Source organism: Mycobacterium sp. URHB0021, assembly GCF_054057895.1.
This window is the reverse complement of record NZ_JBSRZT010000002.1, coordinates 6,929,430-6,947,601: the sequence shown is the minus strand read 5'-3', so window position 1 is coordinate 6,947,601 and position 18,172 is coordinate 6,929,430. Positions and strand designations below refer to the sequence as shown.

Genomic DNA, 18,172 nt, shown 5'->3' with positions numbered 1-18,172 from the left:
ACTCGATCTGGAGACGGTGCCCGTCAAGCCGACGGCTCCGCCGCGGGTGCCGGGACAGAAGGACGCCGCTCCGCTGCGCGAATCTGGGCGTGCGCACTTCAAGGTGCTCTGCCGCGAACGACCGGTTGACAAGCCCGCGCGGCTAGATCTCGATGTGGACAACGCTGCCGGACAAGATCCCGGTCTTGACCACACTGCGCGAATAGATCCGGAGACGGTGCCGTCCAGGCCGTCGGCTCCGCCACAACGGCCTGGGCGGCAGAACGATGCTCCACGGCACGAAGCGGTGCGGGCGCGTAGGCCCGGCCGCGGTGACATGGGTCGCCGCCCACGACCGGTTGAAGCTGCGGCGCGACTTCGAACGGGGCCTATCAGGCCTCCGGTGCCGCTGTGGCGGCCGGCACCGGCACACGATGCTGTATTGCTCGAAGCGGTGACCGTCGGCGAGGCAAATCGCTGGGGACTGCGCCTCAAGCGGAGTGCCGTGGCGTTCTGCGCCGTTCTCCTCTTCGTCGCGTTGGTGGTCTTCAGCGGGCGGCCCTTCGGGGGAGAGGACCAACCCGCGCCGCAACCGCCGGTGCCCTCGGCAACCGGTGACGGGCCGCCGGCCGCGACGGATCAACCGGCGCCTGACCGCGGTTCTGTTCCCCCGGGTCTGCATCCCGAAGGCTCGTCCGGCGGCGCATTGCCACCGGCCCAAGGAGTGCAAGCGTCTTCCGGCGACACTCAGTCTCAGGCAAAGCCGATGCCGCCCAAGCAGAGCCAAAGTGGTCCGTTGTCGTGGTCGCAGTTATTCCTCAACGGCGTGCTGCTGGCCTTGTCGCTGGGGATGTTCACGGTCGCAGGTACGACCCTGTGGTGGATGCTGCACGCGTGGCGCAGTCCAGACGCGTTGGCCGCGACCGGTTTTCGGCGTCGAGCAGCTGGTGCGCCTCGGTCCTTCTCGTTGCTGTTGCCGGCTCGCCACGAACAGGATGTCCTCGGGGACACGATCGACGCGCTGGCTCGGCTCGACCACCCCAAGTACGAGGTGATCGTGATCATCGGTCACGACGACTCGGAGACCGAATCCGTCGCGCGTGAGGCGGCGGCACGCTATCCGTACATCGTGAGAGTGGTCATCGACTACCACCTGCCCAAGAACAAGCCGAGGGCGCTCAACACCGCGCTGCGTAGATGCCGCGGCGACATCGTGGGTGTCTTCGATGCCGAGGACGAGGTGCATCCCGGCCTGCTGCGTCTGGTCGAGGCGCGTTTCGAGGAATCCGGCGCCGATGTCGTGCAGGCGGGCGTGCAGTTGATGAACGTCCACACCAATTGGTGGTCGCTGCGCAATTGCCTCGAGTACTACTTCTGGTTCCGCTCCCGCCTGCATTTCCACGCGGAGAAACGGTTCATTCCGCTCGGCGGCAACACCGTGTTCACCCGGACCGTGCTGCTGCGGGAAGCGGGCGGCTGGGATCCCGACTGTCTGGCCGAGGACTGCGAGATCGGCGTGCGGTTGTCCACCCGGGGCGCAGTCGTGGCCGTGGCCTATGACCCGAAAGCGGTAACACGCGAAGAGACCCCCGGTTCAATCCGTGCCTTCCTGAAGCAGCGAACCCGCTGGGATCAAGGGTTTCTGCAGGTCCTTCGCAAGGGGGAGTGGCGCAAGCTGCCCAGCCTCAGACAGCGCTGGCTGGCCCGCTACACCTTGGTGATGCCCCTGTTGCAGGCGGCAACCGGAGCGTTGATGCCGCTGTCGCTGGCATCGATGTTCCTGCTGAAAGTTCCGATGCCGACGGCGTTGGTGACATTTCTGCCGCTGGCGCCGACGCTCGTCACCATGGCGGTCGAGTCTGCCGCACTCGGTGAGTTCGGACGCGAGTTCGGAATCCGAATACGTTTCCGTGATCACGCGCGACTATTGCTGGGCACCGTGCCATACCAACTGCTGCTAGCGGCCGCCGCCGTGCGGTCGGTGTGGCGTCAGAGCCGCGGGCAGGGAGGCTGGGAGAAGACCACTCACAACAACGCTCACCGCACCAACACGCCGAAGCGGCCGGTGGCGGCATGAACCATCGGTTACCCCGTCTGAATCCCTCGATCCCGGTACTCGGAATCCTCTTGATAGTCACCGCGACAATGCGGTTGATCAACCTGACGGGGTCGCCGGCCCGGCTCGACGACGAAGGCACCTATATGGCCCAGGCCTACGCCGTGGCCGAATGGGGAGAACTCGCTCACTACACCTACTGGTACGACCATCCGCCGGCCGGTTGGCTGCAGTTGGCGCTGTGGACGGTGATTGCTGGTCCCGACTTCGGGGGCAACGCGGTCGCTGCAGGGAGATACCTGATGGTCGCCGTCGCAGTGATCACCGCCGCCCTGCTGTGGGCGTTGGCGCGCCGAATCGAGATGTCGCGGTGGGCCGCCGCGGCCGCGGTCGCCGTCTTCGCGCTGTCTCCGTTGGCAATCTCGCTGAGCCGCACGGTATACCTGGACAATCTCGCCACCGCGTGGGTGCTGGGCGCCCTCGTGTTGCTGTGCTCACCCCGGCATCGGCTGTCGGCAATGTTCGGGGCGGCAACGTGTTTCGGCATGGCGGTGCTGACCAAAGAAACCATGCTACTGCTCCTGCCGATGTTCGCCTGGCTGGTCTGGACCAGGACCGCGCCGGTGACCCGCCGCTACGCACTCGCCGTGTTCGTCGCCGTGTTCGGCGTGGTGGTCAGTGTGTACGTCTTGATGGCCGTTCTTCGGGGCGAGTTGGTCCCCGGGCCCGGGCACGTCAGTCTGTGGGACGGAATCAGGTTCCAGCTGTGGCAGCGCACGGCCGGCGGGACGCTCGACGATCCCTATTCGCTCAAACGTCATACCGTTGGCGAATGGCTGAAACTCGATCCGGCCCTGCCGTTTCTGGCCGTCCCGATCGCCCTGGCCGCACTCTTCGTGAAGCGGCTGAGGCCGTTCGCGATCGGGTTGGTGATGCTCATCGCGACGATTCTCCGTCCCGGGTATCTGCCGGTGCCGTTCGTCCTGTCCGCGCTGCCGTTGACGGCGCTTCTGGCCGCGGGCACCGGCGAGGTGGCGCTGCGCCATCTGTTCCGCAACGCTACCCTGCGACCAATTGGCCTGCGGCGCTTACGTGTTCCGGTGATGGCTGCCGGGGCGCTGGTCGCGTCCATCACCGTGTCGCTCTGGCTGCCGACCTATGACGACTTGATGAAGTCCGACGATGATGCGTCGATGCGGCAGACACAGCAGTGGCTCGCGCAGAACGTGCCCAAGACCGACCGGCTGATCGTCGACGATGCGTTTTGGCTAGACCTGGTTCGGGACGGCCGCGACCGGCGCAATGTCGTGTGGGCCTACAAGGTGGACACCGACGAGCAGGTGCAGGGCTGGGCACCGCACGGCTGGACCGACTACGAGTGGGTTGTGTCGACGGCATCCTTGCGTGCCAACATGCCACCGAAGGGTGTACTCACTGACGCGATAGCACACTCACAACCAGCGGCGGTCTTCGGTTCGGGGGGGACGCGAGTGGAGGTGCTCCGTGTCGACGATGGTGCACCGAACTCCAAACCCCCGTCGCCCGCTGCGCCGATGTTCGGTGGACAACTCGCGGCCCGCCTTGCCGGCGCCACCGATCCTGATGTGCTCGCGGTCCTGCAGTCTCGGACGGTGGATCAGCGTGTGCTTGCGACGCTCGCGGTGATCGCGGCGACGCAACCCGTTCAGGTCAAAGATATTTCGACCATCGAAGGAGAGGACGACACCGGAACGCCCCGACGCGATATCACGCTGATGGCCCCCCGCCCACGGCTACAAGGGGTGGCGAACTTCTTGGAACGGCAAGTCGGCCCGTTCGCAGTGCAGTCCGTCGACCTGACCGCCACCGGACTGAGAGTTCGCTTTCCGTTACGCACCAACGATATCGGTCTGGGCGCAGGTCCGGCACCGCTGCAGGGGAGTCCGGCCGCGCTGCGGGTGGCGGATCTGCGCCGCAGCCGACCGGCCATGCAACTCAACTTTGTGCGCATCGACGGCACCGCGGCAGGCGCGCTCGAGACGAGTGACGACGCGAATCCGTCGAGCTATCGATCTTTACCCGCAGGGACGTACGCGGTGGTGACCAACCGTCCCGGCGGAAATGACCCCGTCATACGTCAGCTGCTCAAGCTCGACCCGGGGTTGAGCTATACGCTGGCACTGTTCTCTGGGGCCGAATCCGGCCAGTTTGCAATGCAACTCGCACCGGACGACCCGCCCGCCGGCCCCACGCCCGACGCCGCCGTGCGGATGCTGCACGCCGCGGCTGCCGCGGGATCGGTGTACCTGGCGCTGGTAGCGCCCGGCGCAGTCGAGCCGATGGTGCTGGCGAACCAAGCTGGATACGGGCTGATCACCGGATACGCCGCGGTGCCCGCCGGCCAGTACGAAGCGGTGGTGAGTGCGAACGGCCGGGAACGGCGCCAACCCGTTGAATTCCACGGTGGCGAGCCAATGAGCCTCCTGCTCACCGATGGGCCCGACGGTCCCGTGCTGCGGACGCTGCTGGATGCCCCGGACGCCCCCGCGACGCTGAATCCCCCGACGTTGACGATGCCCGCGAGCGCAAGTGCGGCACAGAAGAACACCGCGAAATCGCCTGCGATTGAACGCTCGGACGGAAGGCAGATCGCGGTCGTGCTGTGCGCCGCCATTATCATCGGCGCCGCGGTTGTGATGGCCAGGGCTCGACCGACGCGGCGGGAACAGCGCAACGATGCGTCGCGGCAAGGAAGTGTGGGGGCGCGTGGGCACGGCCGTGCGGTGGTTCGTCCCGCACGACCGGCAGTTGACACTGCGCGGGCGCACAGGGGGGTCGTCAGGTCTTCGGTTCCGGCACGGCCGAGACAACAACACCCGAGACAACAGAACAATCCCGCCCAGCGCCAAGCGATGCGGGGACGCGGGCGGGGAGGTGGCGTGGTTCGCCTCGCACGACCGGTCGACGACACTGCGCGGCTGGCTGTCGGTGTCGACGACACTGCGCGGCTGGCTCTCGATGTTGACGTCACGGCGCGACTGGGTCTCGATCCAGACGTCACGGCGCGACTGGGTCTCGATCGAGACGTCACGGGGCGACTGCCTCTCGACCCACAGAACACTGCGCGACTGCCTGCGGTCGCCGTCAGATCTTCGGTTCCGTGGCGGCGCCGATGACGAGGCGAGTGAGGACCGGGTCGGCAATTGTGGTCGTGCTGGTGTTCATGGTCGGGGTCGGCTGGTGGATCGCGAACGGCATTGATCCGCGGCTGGATGCGGCCGACATCGAAGGCATGCGGCAGGACACGGCCCTTATCGCCGGCCAGAAGTTCCTGGATGAGTACGTCGAAAACGACGGTCGGGTCGTGCGACGTGACGAGGGCGGTGACGTCGTCAGCGAGGGACAGGCTTACGGCATGCTCATCGCTGCGGCGGTCGGTGACGAGACTCGGTTCCGGTCGATATGGAAGTGGACGAAGACCCACCTGCGCCGCGCCGACGGCCTGCTCGCCTGGCGGTGGGCCGATGACAAGGTCGCCGGTGTCAACAGCGCCGCGGATGCCGATCTCGATGCGGCGCGGTCGTTGGTCTTGGCCGGTCGACGTTTCAACGCGCCAGAGCTCACCAAGGACGGCCGACGGCTGGGTGTCGCGATCTTGCAAACCGAGACCGTGGCTGTCGGCACTGGGTCCGTCCCTCCGAGCGATGTGAATCCACCGGGTACCTGGGTGGCCGGATCGGGCCGCACGCTCGTCGGCGGAAACTGGGCTATGACGCCGCCGTACGTCGTCAACCCGGGATACTTCAGTCCGCGCGCCGAAGCGCAACTCTTCGAGGCGTCGGCCGACCGGCGGTGGACCGACATCACCCGCACGCAGCGGGTGCTCGGCTGGCAGCTCGTCGGGACCGGAATGCTGCCACCCGACTGGGCCACCGTCAGCGAAGTCGGCCATGCCGTGCCCACCGGACCTGTCACCGGGGGACCCGTACGCTTCGGTCTCGACGCCGCGCGCCTACCAGTCCGGTTCGCCGAATCCTGCGATCGGGAGGACCGAGCCCTCGCGGGCGCGATGCAGCCCCTGCTCACCGCGCCGGGTGAGGTTCCCGCGGTGCGCAATCTGAATGGCTCCGCTGCGAGCAATTGGCAGCATCCCGTCGGCCTGGTGGCCGCGGCCGCCGCCGAACAGGGCGCCGGCAATCCCGACGGCGCAATCGAGCGCCTCGACGCGGCGGCGCGACTGGAGCAGCGGTCTCCGACCTATTATGGCGCCGCCTGGGTGGCGCTCGGCCGCATCATGCTGACCACGTCGCTGCTCGGCGAATGCCCGGATGACGGTCTCCGCAACTCGGGGACCTAGTCGCCGCCGTGGCCGTGCCCCCCGCCGTGACCGCCACCACCGCCATGTCCGCCACCGCCGTGGCCGCCACCACCGCCGCCGCCGCGACCCCAGGGCCCCTTCGGGCCCGGGTTGAAGAACGGTGGCGGCTGAAGAATCGGGGGAAACCACTGGATGAACGGCGGCGGAGGCCACGGCGGGGCCACAGCGGGCGGCGGTGGACCGGGCGCGGGCGGTGGCGCCGCCGGCGCGGGCGCTGCGTTGCGGACCACCACTCGGGGCGGCGGGGTCGCGGGCAGAACCTTCAGGCGTGCGGTGGCATTGGCCGCCGCGAGTCGTGGTGCCACCACGGCGGGGCCAGGGATCTGGTGCGGCGCAGGCGGCAACGGGCCAGGCGGCGCGGCAGCGGCGGGAGGCGCGGGCATGGCGTCCGGGGTTTCATCGGCGGTCGGCTGGATACTGATCGCCATTGCGATGGCCAGTGCCGCCATTCCCGCTGCGAAGATTGCGGTCAGCGAGCTGCCCATCAACAGGAACGGCTTGCTGCGTTCCGTCGCATCGTCGGACTCAGAAGCGATGTCGTCGGTATCCAGGAATGCGTTGGCCTCGAGGAAAATCGTGGCGTCATTGGCCATGACCAGCGGGTAGTCCGTGGTGCCGTCGTGAACTTGTGAGTAGGCCAGGCCGACGGTGGAGGCATCAAAGCGCGGCGCATTCGCCGACGCCAGCGCAGCGCCGCGGGCCAACGCCAACTCGGGTTCTTCAGGAGCGATGACGGGTACCGCCACGAGGTCCTGCAAATGTGCCTTGACCGCGGTGACGTCGACCTCGGAGCCGACGACGAACATGCCCTCGGGCATGGAGTTCTCGGCCTGCAGGCCGGCGACCATCTCGGCCAGCACGGCGAGCGGGTCCGCGCTGTGCAGACCGTGGCGCAGCACCTTCACCACTGAGCCATCGGCGGTTTCGACGACCGCCAGCGTCGCGGTGTCGCGCTCGACGAACATCAGTGCGGTCTTTTCGTAGCCCACCGCCCGCCCGACCGCCTGGGCGAGGGCCGCGGCGGCATGCAACTCCGAAACCAGCAGTACATCGTCGACGCCGCGGGCGACCAAAGCCTCCCGCAACACGGCCGCTTGAGCGTGGTCAGTCCATGTCACTCCGGTCGACACCAGCCGGTGGCCGGCGGCGATCGCGCCCTCCTGGGTGCCGAGGATCGCGGCGATGACGTGATCGGCCGCGTTCGAGGTTGCCGAACCGTCGTTGGTGCCGATCTCGAAGACGTCCCGCTCGACGATGACACCGTCGGCCTTTTCGCCCTCGACGAGTGCGATGCTGACCGTCGTCGGTGTCATCGCCACACCAAAAACGATCTCCACCGCTCCTCCAACGCGTTTGCTGGCATATTGGGCTATTGGCGGGGAGGCGCGGTCCCACGCAAGCCGTAAACGTCCGTCGCCCGTAGCCGCCGACCACCAGGGTGTTCATGTCGACGTGGGCTCGCGCTTGCCCTGCACAGAGAAGTCTACTCGCTCAGTCCGGTGCTTGCGGGTGCGTGGCGAGATTTTTTAGCTGCTGCCGGACTTTGCCCGCGGCGGGTGCCGTCGTCGTACATCCAATGAATTCGATTGCGCGGCAGCCTTTTCGAGGCAGAGGATGAGCTCCTGCCGTGGGCACGGTGGGTGCGAAGGAACTCTTCGGAGACCTGTTGCAGTTCGGCTCAATAGGGTTCAATGCGGTCTGACCGCGAGGTCATTGCGCCTAGCATCAGCACATGGAGCGGCTCAGCGGGCTCGACGCGAGTTTCCTGTACATCGAAAGTCTCACCCAGCCCCTGCATGTGTGCTCGATCCTCGAGCTGGACACCTCAACGGTGCCCGGTGGCTACACCTTTGACCGGTTTCGCGACAAGCTGGCGTCGAGGATCACGGCCCTTCCCGGCTTCCGGGCTATGTTGGCCGACAATCTGCTCAATCTGGACTATCCGGTGTGGGTCGACGACGATGCGTTCGACCTCGATCGTCATCTGTACCGCATCGCTCTGCCGGCGCCGGGAGGGCGCAGGGAACTCGCGGAAATCTGCGGACACATCGCCTCCATGCCATTGGATCGCGGCAGGCCGCTGTGGGAGATGTGGGTTATCGAGGGCGTTGCCGACACCGACCCGCACGCGGATGGCGGCCTGTTGGCGGTGATGACGAAGGTTCATCACGCCGCCGTGGACGGAGTGACCGGCGCCAACCTGCTGTCGCAGCTGTGCAGCGTCGAACCCGACGTGCCGCCGCCGGAGCCGGTGGACGGCCCAGGTAGCGCAGGCCAGCTTCAGATTGCGGCGGGTGGCCTGCTGAGGTTTGTGTCCCGTCCGTGGCAGCTGGCCAATGTGATGCCGACGACTGTCGCAACGATCGTGAAGACGCTTCGCCGCGCACGCACCGGTCTGAGCATGGCCGCACCGTTCGCCGGCCCGCCGACGCGGTTCAACGCATCGGTGACCGCCGGCCGAAACGTCGCGCTGGCCCAGCTGGACCTGGACGACATCAAGAAGGTGAAGGACCGCTTCAATGTGACGGTCAACGATGTGGTGATGGCCCTGTGCGCGGCGGTGTTGCGGTGGTTCTTGAGCGACCATGACGAGCTGCCGGCCAAGTCGCTGGTCGCGATGGTGCCGGTGTCGGTGCACGACAAATCCGATCGACCAGGCCACAACCAGCTGTCGGGAATGTTCTGCAGCCTCGAGACTCACATCGTCGACCCCGCCGAACGGTTGCGGGCGATCGCCCGGGCCGACGCCCTCGCGAAGAATCACAGCTCTGCCATCAGCGCCACGCTGTTGCAGGACTGGGCGCAACTCGCCGCCAGGGCGGTGTTCGGCGCCATTTTCCGGATCGTCGCCGACTCGCCGCTCATCGGAAACCCGGTCCACAACCTCATCATCTCGAACGTGCCGGGCCCGCGGGCTCAGCTGTACTTTCTGGGCTGCGAGGTCGAGGCGATGTATCCGCTCGGCCCGCTGTTCCACGGCTGCGGACTGAACGTCACGGCGATGTCGCTGAACGGCAAGCTGAACGTCGGAGTCATCTCCTGCCCGGATCTGCTGCCCGACCTTTGGCGACTGGTCGACGACTTCGATGTTGCGCTTCAGGAGTTGCTCGACTATGCAGGTCCGGCACGCATATGAGGCGGTGGCGGACAGTGCTCATTCGCGGAATATCGGCGCTTGCTTCGGCCGTGATGTTGGTTGTCGCGTGCGCAGATGGCGTTGAATCGCGAGGTGAGCCGAACGTCGGCGGACCCGTCGACGTTGCCGCCGGCCTCGATGTGCCGTGGGGCATCGCGTTTCTTCCCGACGGCAGTGCTTTGATCGCCGAACGCAACAGCGGCGCCATCAAACACATGACGGCGCCCGGCGTCATCAACCCGGCCGGCAGCATCGCCGGCGTCGCCGCGAGCGGGGAAAGCGGCCTGCTCGGTCTGGCCGCCGCGGGGCCGACCGTGTTCGCCTACGTGACGACAGGGCAGGACAATCGCGTGGTGCGGATGCGCTTCGACGGAGGAACGCTGGGCGAGCAGTCGCCGATTCTCACCGGTATCCCGGCCGCTTCCGTGCACGACGGTGGACGCATTGCGTTCGGCCCGGATGGCAAGCTCTACGTCGCGACGGGTGAAAGCGGCACGCCTGCGCTGGCGCAGGACCGCTCGTCGTTGGGCGGCAAGATTCTTCGCGTCAACCCTGACGGGTCCATTCCGTCGGACAACCCAGACCCCGCGTCACCGGTCTGGTCGTTCGGCCACCGCAACATCCAGGGACTGGCGTGGGACTCGGCGGGCCGACTATGGGCCACCGAGTACGGTGCGAACCGGTTCGACGAGCTCAACTTGATCCAGCGAGGCGGCAACTACGGGTGGCCGATGGCGGAGGGGCGCGCCGGCACGCCGGGACTGATCGACCCGGTGATCCAGTGGTCGACCGACGAAGCGTCGCCCTCGGGGCTGGCCTACTTCGGCGGGGCGCTATGGGTGGCGGCCCTGCGCGGGCAGCGGCTGTTTCAGATACCGGTCGGGGCCGACGGCTCGCTCGGTGATCCGGCGCCGCTGTTCGTCGGGCATTACGGGCGTCTGCGCACGGTAGTCGCCGCACCGGACGGCACGCTGTGGTTCACCACCAGCAACCGCGACGGCCGGGGGAGTCCGCGCGACGGAGACGACCGCATTCTTCAGTTTCGGCTGTAACCGGCACCGGCGTCGGTCGAAACAAACTGACAACACCGGCATTCCGGCACGGAACACGACCGTAGGTTTTGAAACACAGCCCGCCTAGCTTTGCCGAATGACCCAAGAGCTCAGCAACGAGCCGGTGAACGAGGCTGCCGTGGCAGACCTCGACACCATGACCGCCACCAAGGAAACTCTCGAGGACTACACGCTGCGGTTCGCCCCGCGCAGCTACCGCAAGTGGTCGACGCGTGTGGTCGGCATCTCGGCCCTGGGCGGCATCGCCTACCTGGCTGACTTCGCCATCGGCGCCAACATCGGTATCTCCTACGGCACCACGAACGCGCTGTGGGGCATCCTCATCTTCACTGTTGTCGTGATGGCGACCGGCTTCCCGGTGGCCTACTACTCCACCCGCTACAACATCGACCTCGACCTCGTCACCCGCGGCAGCGGCTTCGGGTATTACGGCTCGGTGGTCACCAACGTCATCTTCGCGACGTTCACGTTCATCTTCTTCGCGCTCGAAGGCTCGATCATGGCCCAGGGCCTGCAACTCGGCCTCGGCATCCCGCTGTGGCTCGGCTACGGGGCGTCCACGCTGATCATCTTCCCGCTGGTGATCTACGGCATGAAAGTGCTTTCCACACCCCAGGTCTGGACCACGCCGCTGTGGCTGATCCTGATGGTCGCGCCGTTCGGCTATCTCGTCATCAGCCACCCCGAGTCGGTCGGTCAGTTCTTTGCCTACCAGGGCGAGAACGGCGTCAAGGGCTTCGACATGGGCTCGACCCTGCTGGCCGCCGGCGTCTGTCTGTCGCTCATCGCCCAGATCGCCGAGCAGAACGACTACTTGCGTTTCATGCCACCGAAAACGCCCGAGAACAAGCGCAGTTGGTGGACCTGGATGTTCCTCGCCGGCCCAGGCTGGGTGCTCTTCGGCGCCATCAAGCAGATCGTCGGACTGTTCCTCGCCGTCTACCTGATCGCCAACGTCGCGGACAGCGCCGGTCTCGCCAACCAGCCGGTGCACCAGTTCCTGGAGATCTACCAGAACTTCCTGCCCGGCTGGCTTGCCATGACGCTGGCGGTCTGCCTCGTGGTCATCAGCCAGATCAAGATCAACGTCACCAACGCCTACTCCGGGTCGCTGGCATGGACCAACTCGTTCACCCGGGTCACCAAGACCTATCCGGGCCACCTGGTGTTCCTCGGCGTGAACCTGCTGATCGCACTGGTCCTGATGGAAGCCAACATGTTCGACTTCCTCAACACGATTCTCGGCTTCTACGCCAACTGCGGTATGGCGTGGATCGTGGTGGTGGCCTCCGACATCGTGTTCAACAAATACCTGCTGAAGCTGTCGCCGAAGCAGCCGGAGTTCCGCCGTGGCATGCTCTACTCGTTACCCCGTCGGCTTCGGGTCGATGCTGATCGCCGCGGGTGTGTCCGTCATCACGTTCTTCGGTGGCCTCGGCGAGGCCATCCGGCCGTACTCGCCGCTGGTCGCGATCGGCCTCGCCTTGGTGCTGCCGCCGATCTTCGCCATCGCCACCCAGGGCGAGTATTATCTGCGCCGCAGCGACGACGGCATTGACCTGCCAATGTACGACGAGCACGGCAACCCGTCCGGTGAGCACCTGAAATGCCATGTCTGCCATCATGATTACGAGCGGCCGGACATGATGAAGTGCGAAACTCACGACGCCCACGTCTGCTCGCTCTGCCTGAGCGCCGACAAGGTCGCCGACCACGTGCTGTCGGCTCAGGCCTAGCCCAGGCAGCCAGACCGTCACTCCGATCAGCAGAGCATCGACCAGGTCGCCCCGTCGCGTTCGAGCGTGTCTGCGGGCTGCGGACGCCGGGTAGCGCGCCGACGTTTAATCTCGAGCAGACGCGAAGCCGTTGCTGAAGGCAATTGGCTGCTTCGAAGCTGGGAGAGGTGATGGAGTCGTTATCGGCACAACGGGAGTTCACGGCGTACGGGCCGTCGCACTGGGTCGTCATCGCGGTGTTCGCGATAGGCGCAGCGCTCCTGGTCTGGGTCGGGCGCAGGCAGACCGAATCGCAGGCCCGCATCCTCGGCAGGGTCCTCGGCGGACTGCTGTTGGCGGTGTTCCTAGTGGCGCTGGCCTACAAATTGGTCCAGCCCGAAATCGACACATCTGTGCCGTTGCAACTCTGCGATCTCGCAGAACTAACGGCTGTCTATGCCTTGTGGTCGCAGCGGCACTGGGCCTCTGCGATGTCGTACTACTGGGGTCTGGTCCTGAGTTCACAGGCCTTGATCACCCCGGACATCGGCACGCCGCGGGACGGCGCGCCTGATTTCCCCCACCACCTTTTCATCACGTTCTTTGCGCTTCACGTGCTCGTGGTGTGGGCGGCGATCTACCTCACCTGGGGGCGAAGGATGCGGCCACAGTGGCGCGATTACCGCTTCGCGATCATCATGACCCTGGCGTGGGCGGCCATCACCTTCATCTTCAACGTGATCGCACGAACCAATTACGGCTATCTCAACAGGAAACCCCCTGTCGCATCGCTGTTGGACGTATTGGGTCCGTGGCCGGTGTACCTGATGGTCGAGGTGATCATCGTTGTCATCGTGTGGGCTCTGATGACCTGGCCGTGGGAGCGGTTGCGGCGCCCCGACACGGATCTAGCGTCGGGCGAAGTCGGGCGCGTGCTGGGGAAGTAGTCCGACGCCGACGATGTAGGCGGGAACAGCCGTCAACTGCGGAAGACGTTCCAAGAGCTTCACCATGGCGGCGGGTGGCGTCACTTCGCGACCCTGCAACACGGAGCCCAGCAAGCCGCGATGCAGGACGCGCTGCATGGTTTGGGTGACGACGGTGGGCAGTAGTCGGCGCCGACGCACCGCGGCCAGGTGCTTGTTCGTGAGCCGGCGAGTCTCCAGTGGTCGCGCCAGTAGACCGGCGGCGGCGACGGCGTCGGCGATGGCAAGGTTGATGCCGACACCGCCGACGGGCGACATGGCGTGTGCGGCGTCACCGATGCAGAGCAACCCGTCGCGGTGCCAGCGGCGCAGGCGGTCGAGGCGGACGTCGAGGAGTTTGACGTCCCCCCACGACGTGAGTGCCTCGGCCGACGTCTCGGGGATCAGGGCGGCGAGTTCGCGGTGGAACGCGTCGAGCCCTTGTGCCCGGATCTCCGCGTCGCTTCCCTTCGGGATCAGATAGGCGATCTGGAAGTAGCCCTCACGCGGAATCATGATCAACGCCCGCCCGGGCCCGGTCCGCGGGATCAATGAGTATTGCGCAGTCTGGTTGCGCGGCAGTCGAAACCACCACACATCGAAGGGCACCGGGTATTCGCGGATGGGCAGCCCGGCGTCGCGGCGGATGACAGACGTGCGCCCATCGCAGCCGACGACGAGGTCGGCACGTAGTTCGCCAGGACCGTCGGGGCCCGTGTAGCGGACGCCGGCGACGCTGCCGTGATTCATCAGCAAGCCGGTGACTTCGGATTGCATGCGCAGCGTGAACGTGGGCTCCGCGTCTGCGGCGTCGGCGACCAGGTCGAGCAGATCCCATTGCGGCACCATCGCCACATAGGGATGGGGCTGGTGCAGGCGCCCGAAGTCGACGACGGTGAGCAGATGGCCGTCGACCTCGAACTGGCCTTTCTCGACCCGACTATGGGGTAGGGCGTCGAATCGCTCGAAGAGGCCGAGTTCGTCGAGGAGACGCAGCGTGACCGGGTGCACCGTGTCGCCGCGAAAGTCACGCAGGAAGTCCGCGTGCTTCTCCAACACCGTGACCTCGACACCGGCGCGTGCCAACAACAACCCCAGAAACAATCCGGCCGGGCCGCCCCCCACGATTGCGCATGTCGTCGTGTCAGTCACACTGCCACCCCTACCACGAACACCGGCTTCGCGCGACAGCGCCGCCGACCACGGGCCGGCGACCCGGACTCACGTCAGCCGGCCGGTTCCGGTTCGCCCTCCGGCCGGCCGGGCCGAGCGCGCCACTTGCGGTAGGCCTGGCGCGCGACGACCGCTCCGATGATGGCCGTCACACACCACACGGCGATTGCCGAATAGGCCAGCGGGGCGGACAGATCCCCGATCGAAGCGCCCAGCGCGGTATAGACGAAGGCGCGCGGCGCCGAGCCGATGAACGCCCCAACGGCCATCTGCCACAACGGAACCCCGAACGCTCCGAACCCATAGGAGGCGAGCGCATCTGAGATGCCGGGGATGAACCGCTGACCGACCACCGCCCACAAGCCGCGCCGCTCGATCTGTGCGTCGATGCGATCGGCACGGGCGCTGCCGAGCAGGGCACGGGCGCCGGTCCGGCCTGCCCGCCTGCCGATGAGGGCGGTCAATGTCGCCGTACCGACCGCTGATCCCAGCGTGACGAATGTGCCGAGCACGGGGCCGAACAGCACGCCGCTGCCGGCGGCCAGCAGTGGACCCGGTACGAACAACGCGCCGAGCACCGCCGAGGCCACGACGTAGACCAGAGGAGCGGCCGGGCCGGTCGCCGTGACAGCGCGCCGGACCTCCTCGACGTCGATGACCCGCATGACGGCCACGAGATAGAACAGCCCCAACAGAAACGCCGCGAACACCGCGAGTCGAACGATGTGGCGGCGTCGCGAGGGAGCGGGGGCGTCGGCCTTACCGGCATTGTCTGCCATGCTGACCGCCATTCTCGCGCAACTGCGTCGCAGCCTGTGCCGACAACTCCTCGACTGACCATCGGTGTCGGTGAGAAGTCAGCCGACGCAGCACCACCCGCAGGGCCGCCCGGTGGCGGTCCGTCCCCGAACAGTGGTCCGCCTGGACCAGCGCTGTGAGCAGGCAGCTGTCGCTTCGTTGTCGTTCGAAGGCGGGGAGTTGATGTCACGATGGGGACATGTCTGACGACGAGATGACCGCCGAGCGCGAGTTCAACAAGCAGAACATCGAGGAGTTCCGCCGCAACGGCGGGAAGGTGGGTGGACAGTTCGAGGGGTTCCCGCTGCTGATCCTGACCTCGACCGGTGCCAAGAGCGGCGCCGAGCGCGTCAACCTCATCGCCTACTTCGACATCGACGGCAAGACCTACATCATCGGCTCGGCGGCGGGGCGCGATCAGAGCCCCGCCTGGGTGTTCAATATCCGCGCCCACCCCGACGTCACCGTGGAGATCGGCGCGGACCCGCCGAGAGGCGCGGTCGCCCGCGAGCTGCCGCGCGACGAGCGCGACCGCGTGTACGGCATCGTCGTGGAGCGCGCCCCCGGATTCGCCGAGTACGAAAAGAAGACCGACCGGGTCATCCCCGTCTTCGAGCTGACGTAGTCACGCCCCCGGCTTTTGTCGCGCCGAGTCGGCGTCGATGATGGACACATGACCCGTGACGAGATCACCCAGCAGATCGTTGCCGCCCGGTTGGCCAAGGGCTTCACGTGGCAGGAACTTGCCGACGCCATCGACAAGCCCGTCGTGTGGACCACCGCAGGCCTGCTCGGCCAGCACCCGATCCCGCCCGAGTCCGGCCGCAAGCTCATCGAGATGCTCGGTCTCGACGCGTCGGCGGTGCCGGTGCTGGCCGCCGTGCCGATGCGCGGCGGGCTGCCCACAACCGTGCCCACCGACCCGACCATCTACCGTTTCTACGAGGTTCTCCAGGTTTACGGGCCGGCGATCAAGGAACTGATCCACGAACAATTCGGCGACGGCATCATGAGCGCCATCAACTTCAGCGTCGACGTCCAAAAGAAGCCGCACTCGACCGGTAGCCGCGTCGTCGTAACCCTGGACGGCAAGTTCCTGCCGTACGACTGGGTCGCCGCCGAGGACTGATCAGCGGGGCGTCCGCCGGCGTCGCATGCCCACGACCGCCACCCCCAGCACGAGCGCGGCGGCGAGGACCGCGGCCATCGACAGGGCGAGGCCGTCCCGCTGCGCCGCACCGATTGCCACCGCCACCAATGCCCACAGCACGCCCGCTGCGTAGCCCACGGTTCCGCGCAGCATCGTTGTCAACGCGATCGCGAACGTCGCCGCGGCCACCAGCACCACCATCTGCCACGCCACCGCGGACGCCGAAACGCCAGAACCGATCAGCGCGGCAGCGATGTTGGCGAACACCGCGATACTGCCCCATCCCAGATACAGCCCGAAGGTGACGGTAGCCAGGGTCGCCAGCCACGACGGGCACGTCAGGTCATGGCGCCGCCGAACCAGCAGTCGCATGACATGGATCAGGGCCGACACCATCACCGAGAACACCGCGACGCTGACCCAGAGCCAGTCCTGCGCGGCCACCAGCAGCCATCCACTGAATCCCGCGAACACCACGCTCACGTCGATCAGCAGGCTCGTTTCCCACCACGAGCCCAGCCCGTAGCGCAGCACAGCGATCGCGGTCGCCGCGCTCAGCACCGTGATCAGGCCCCACAGACCGAACGCGTACCCGGCGGGGGTGATGAGTGCATCGTTGGTTGGCCCCGAGGACAGGAAGTTCCCGGCGAGCGCATGCGTCACGACGGGCGCCGTCAGTTGGATCAGGGCCAGGACAGCGGCGATCCACCGCCACATCCTGACGGCAGGCGGTGCGGTCTGGACCTTCGACGTGCTGGGCAATGTCTCTCCTTTCCGGACCGGTATAGCACGTCGCGCGGGATCGGAGAACGAAAAATATCGAGGCGCAACGGCTTTCATAGCAACGTCATAATCAGTATCCGGTCGGACCGTGGTGCGCGTAGAGTCAGGTCCATCGGCGGCACGTCGAGCACGACCGGTTGAGTTCGTGTCGTCGCCGATTTCGAAGTAGTGGCCGCTATGCGGCCGAGGTGGGATCGTCACATGACACAACAAGAGGGCCGTGCCGTTTCCGGCAACCGCCACGAAGGGCCCGAGATCACCCCGCGGCTGCGCTTGAAGGCCAAGGCGCCGGCGACCGGGCACGTCGACGGCGCATGGTGGCCGCGCAGTGACGACCTCGTGAAGGAGCTGCCGGATCTGCTGGCCGTGCTGTCGGTGCGCCTGGGCACGGTCGACCGGGTGTTGTTCAACCTCGCCGAATGGGCGAAGGCGCCGGGACGGCTTCTGACCGGTGGACGAGCGGTCCGACTCGATGGGTACCGCATCCAGCCGGCCCACACCCTCGAAGTACTCGGGATGGGCCGCGAGAAGCTACTACTTCTGGTCGTGCCGCCGGACACCGATGCGGATCTCGCTCACGAGGCGATGATGACTGCGGCTGCTACAGACGACATTTCGTCGGTCGCCGACCTGCTCGCCGTCAAGAATGCGGTTGCTCAACCACTTTGAGTGGAGTGGTTGAGCAACCGGCGAAAACCGTGTGCTCTCAGCGCTTTTTGTTGTCGTGAAAGAGTGCGTCGGTCGACGTGGCGCGTTGGGCGGCCTTTTCGTGCTTGGCCGCGCGCTTCTCTTTCAACGACTTTCCGGACTTCTTGGCCATCGTTTGTCGAGGAGACTTATCAGACATGGGGGACCCCTTCATCGTGGGGGCCTTATTGGTCCCGATGTCCCCGACACTACTCCCTGGGGGTGTAACGTCAACCGCGTTGGAACCCAGCCAGTCCGGGACGTGTCAGCCCGATACCGTTGACCGCGCCGAGCAACCGC

General features: G+C 66.4%; 14 protein-coding genes and 1 pseudogene. 10 read left to right on the top strand and 5 right to left on the bottom strand.

The window, feature by feature from the left end:
* The first annotated feature begins 421 nt into the window (after nt 1–421).
* Genes ACVWWN_RS36230 through ACVWWN_RS36220 form a run of 3 tightly spaced genes read left to right on the top strand, consistent with a single transcriptional unit; the run spans nt 422 to nt 6,371 of the window.
* Nucleotides 422–2,056: a glycosyltransferase gene (locus ACVWWN_RS36230; RefSeq protein ID WP_457148152.1), complete on the top strand. Its 1,635-nt coding sequence runs from the start codon at nt 422–424 to the stop codon at nt 2,054–2,056.
* Nucleotides 2,053–5,190 (top strand): DUF4397 domain-containing protein, encoded by a 3,138-nt coding sequence (locus tag ACVWWN_RS36225; RefSeq protein WP_457148151.1) that lies wholly within the window; start codon nt 2,053–2,055, stop codon nt 5,188–5,190. The genes ACVWWN_RS36230 and ACVWWN_RS36225 overlap by 4 nt, the downstream gene beginning before the upstream one ends.
* A complete protein-coding gene (locus ACVWWN_RS36220) occupies nt 5,187–6,371 on the top strand; it encodes a glycosyl hydrolase family 8 (RefSeq protein WP_457148150.1) in 1,185 nt (394 codons plus the stop codon). The genes ACVWWN_RS36225 and ACVWWN_RS36220 overlap by 4 nt, the downstream gene beginning before the upstream one ends.
* Here ACVWWN_RS36220 and ACVWWN_RS36215 read toward each other — a convergent pair.
* Entirely contained in the window at nt 6,368–7,729 is a 1,362-nt protein-coding gene (locus ACVWWN_RS36215; protein ID WP_457148149.1) for a DUF7159 family protein, read from the bottom strand. The genes ACVWWN_RS36220 and ACVWWN_RS36215 overlap by 4 nt on opposite strands.
* A gap of 395 nt (nt 7,730–8,124) precedes the next feature.
* Between ACVWWN_RS36215 and ACVWWN_RS36210 the strand changes: the two genes are divergently transcribed.
* The 4 genes and pseudogenes from ACVWWN_RS36210 to ACVWWN_RS36195 all read left to right on the top strand — a co-directional run bounded on the left by ACVWWN_RS36210 (nt 8,125) and on the right by ACVWWN_RS36195 (nt 13,263).
* Nucleotides 8,125–9,528 carry a WS/DGAT/MGAT family O-acyltransferase gene (locus tag ACVWWN_RS36210; RefSeq protein WP_457148148.1) on the top strand — a complete coding sequence of 468 codons (1,404 nt, stop codon included), beginning with the start codon at nt 8,125–8,127 and terminating at the stop codon, nt 9,526–9,528.
* Nucleotides 9,529–9,581: 53 nt separating this feature from the next.
* Complete coding sequence (locus ACVWWN_RS36205; protein WP_457149414.1) at nt 9,582–10,580, top strand: PQQ-dependent sugar dehydrogenase; 999 nt, start codon at nt 9,582–9,584, stop codon at nt 10,578–10,580.
* A gap of 97 nt (nt 10,581–10,677) precedes the next feature.
* Nucleotides 10,678–12,337, top strand: a pseudogene (locus ACVWWN_RS36200) (purine-cytosine permease family protein).
* Between the two features lie 170 nt (nt 12,338–12,507).
* On the top strand, nt 12,508–13,263 hold the full coding sequence (locus tag ACVWWN_RS36195) for a YwaF family protein (protein ID WP_457148147.1): 756 nt from the start codon (nt 12,508–12,510) through the stop codon (nt 13,261–13,263).
* On the opposite strand, the gene ACVWWN_RS36190 is transcribed toward ACVWWN_RS36195, so the two are convergent.
* Together ACVWWN_RS36190 and ACVWWN_RS36185 are read right to left on the bottom strand one after the other, a co-directional pair.
* Nucleotides 13,225–14,433: an FAD-dependent oxidoreductase gene (locus ACVWWN_RS36190; protein ID WP_457148146.1), complete on the bottom strand. Its 1,209-nt coding sequence runs from the start codon at nt 14,431–14,433 to the stop codon at nt 13,225–13,227. The two genes, ACVWWN_RS36195 and ACVWWN_RS36190, sit on opposite strands and share 39 nt — an antisense overlap.
* 74 nt (nt 14,434–14,507) lie before the next feature.
* Complete coding sequence (locus tag ACVWWN_RS36185; protein ID WP_457148145.1) at nt 14,508–15,233, bottom strand: TVP38/TMEM64 family protein; 726 nt, start codon at nt 15,231–15,233, stop codon at nt 14,508–14,510.
* 218 nt (nt 15,234–15,451) lie between these two features.
* Here ACVWWN_RS36185 and ACVWWN_RS36180 point away from each other — a divergent pair, with 218 nt between their 5' ends.
* Nucleotides 15,452–15,877 (top strand): nitroreductase family deazaflavin-dependent oxidoreductase, encoded by a 426-nt coding sequence (locus tag ACVWWN_RS36180; RefSeq protein WP_457148144.1) that lies wholly within the window; start codon nt 15,452–15,454, stop codon nt 15,875–15,877.
* A 48-nt stretch (nt 15,878–15,925) separates the two neighbouring features.
* On the top strand, nt 15,926–16,381 hold the full coding sequence (gene cynS, locus ACVWWN_RS36175; RefSeq protein WP_457148143.1) for a cyanase: 456 nt from the start codon (nt 15,926–15,928) through the stop codon (nt 16,379–16,381).
* On the opposite strand, the gene ACVWWN_RS36170 is transcribed toward cynS, so the two are convergent.
* Nucleotides 16,382–17,164 (bottom strand): hypothetical protein, encoded by a 783-nt coding sequence (locus ACVWWN_RS36170; protein ID WP_457148142.1) that lies wholly within the window; start codon nt 17,162–17,164, stop codon nt 16,382–16,384.
* Nucleotides 17,165–17,386: 222 nt separating this feature from the next.
* Here ACVWWN_RS36170 and ACVWWN_RS36165 point away from each other — a divergent pair, with 222 nt between their 5' ends.
* A complete protein-coding gene (locus ACVWWN_RS36165) occupies nt 17,387–17,854 on the top strand; it encodes a DUF5994 family protein (protein ID WP_457148141.1) in 468 nt (155 codons plus the stop codon).
* Between the two features lie 37 nt (nt 17,855–17,891).
* Here ACVWWN_RS36165 and ACVWWN_RS36160 read toward each other — a convergent pair whose 3' ends face one another.
* Complete coding sequence (locus ACVWWN_RS36160) at nt 17,892–18,032, bottom strand: hypothetical protein (RefSeq protein ID WP_457148140.1); 141 nt, start codon at nt 18,030–18,032, stop codon at nt 17,892–17,894.
* Between the last annotated feature and the right edge of the window lie 140 nt (nt 18,033–18,172).

Bases quoted from the DNA above. Each gene is read 5' to 3' on its own strand.
- ACVWWN_RS36225 (WP_457148151.1), top strand. From the start codon at position 2,053: ATGAACCATCGGTTACCCCGTCTGAATCCCTCGATCCCGGTACTCGGA.
- ACVWWN_RS36220 (WP_457148150.1), top strand. From the start codon at position 5,187: ATGACGAGGCGAGTGAGGACCGGGTCGGCAATTGTGGTCGTGCTGGTG.
- ACVWWN_RS36210 (WP_457148148.1), top strand. From the start codon at position 8,125: ATGGAGCGGCTCAGCGGGCTCGACGCGAGTTTCCTGTACATCGAAAGT.
- ACVWWN_RS36205 (WP_457149414.1), top strand. From the start codon at position 9,582: ATGTTGGTTGTCGCGTGCGCAGATGGCGTTGAATCGCGAGGTGAGCCG.
- ACVWWN_RS36195 (WP_457148147.1), top strand. From the start codon at position 12,508: ATGGAGTCGTTATCGGCACAACGGGAGTTCACGGCGTACGGGCCGTCG.
- ACVWWN_RS36185 (WP_457148145.1), bottom strand. From the start codon at position 15,233: ATGGCAGACAATGCCGGTAAGGCCGACGCCCCCGCTCCCTCGCGACGC.
- ACVWWN_RS36180 (WP_457148144.1), top strand. From the start codon at position 15,452: ATGTCTGACGACGAGATGACCGCCGAGCGCGAGTTCAACAAGCAGAAC.
- cynS (WP_457148143.1), top strand. From the start codon at position 15,926: ATGACCCGTGACGAGATCACCCAGCAGATCGTTGCCGCCCGGTTGGCC.
- ACVWWN_RS36165 (WP_457148141.1), top strand. From the start codon at position 17,387: ATGACACAACAAGAGGGCCGTGCCGTTTCCGGCAACCGCCACGAAGGG.
- ACVWWN_RS36160 (WP_457148140.1), bottom strand. From the start codon at position 18,032: ATGTCTGATAAGTCTCCTCGACAAACGATGGCCAAGAAGTCCGGAAAG.